This is a genomic window from Oleiphilus sp. HI0066 (assembly GCF_001635725.1).
Genome location: NZ_LWFH01000294.1, coordinates 1 through 675, shown reverse-complemented (window position 1 = coordinate 675; position 675 = coordinate 1). Strand labels below are relative to the sequence as shown.

Below are 675 nucleotides of genomic sequence, written 5' to 3'. Positions count from 1 at the left end.
CGTTGCAAGAATGTTTGTTGTTGTGTGGAGATCACATTGCGCATGACGACACACTAGCGCGCGATCTTTTGTAAAGGTGACATCACATTCCATGATACCAGCGCCCATTTTAGCCGCTGCGATATAAGACTCTTTAGTATGTTCGGGAAATTGGATGGGGGCGCCGCGATGTCCGATCGAGAAGTTGCTTGGCGCAAATGGGCCCGACTTACAACTTTGAAGCTTTCGTTTTAATTTGCTGTCAGTCATATCTTCAACCAGAAAGAACGGCCGAGGTCCAAGCTGAACTTTTGTTAGTCTTTTAGCGATGCGCGATTCTTTTTGATGAAGTTTTCGTTCTGTTTTATGAAGTTTGTGTTCTAGTTTTTTTATCGTTTTTGATTCAGCGTGATGGCTTGATTTGTATGTATTTGAGTTGTGTGCGCTTACATTGAATGACACGCATATAGTGAGAAGTATTAATATTATCCGCATGATTTCCTCCTGTCGTTTTTATAAAGCCAGCAAAGGTGTGGCGGCTTCTAAAGTATTTGGAGAAAAAGTCATTTTTGAGTCGTTTTTTTGAATGTAATGGGTCTTTTTTGTTGCAGTCACTGTCATAAATTTTAGAACGTCTCTACTCACGTGCGTGATAACTGGCGGCCTCGATTTAGTTTGTACAAGATTTCTTTTCGA

2 protein-coding genes are annotated in these 675 nt (G+C 41.0%); both read right to left on the bottom strand.

The window, feature by feature from the left end:
- Positions 1-249, bottom strand: a 249-nt coding sequence (locus A3738_RS30545; protein WP_304440066.1) for a glycerophosphodiester phosphodiesterase family protein, incomplete at its 3' end; no start/stop codon positions are given.
- 243 nt (positions 250-492) lie between these two features.
- A partial coding sequence (locus A3738_RS31805; protein WP_231876530.1) for a hypothetical protein occupies positions 493-675 on the bottom strand: 183 nt, incomplete at its 5' end.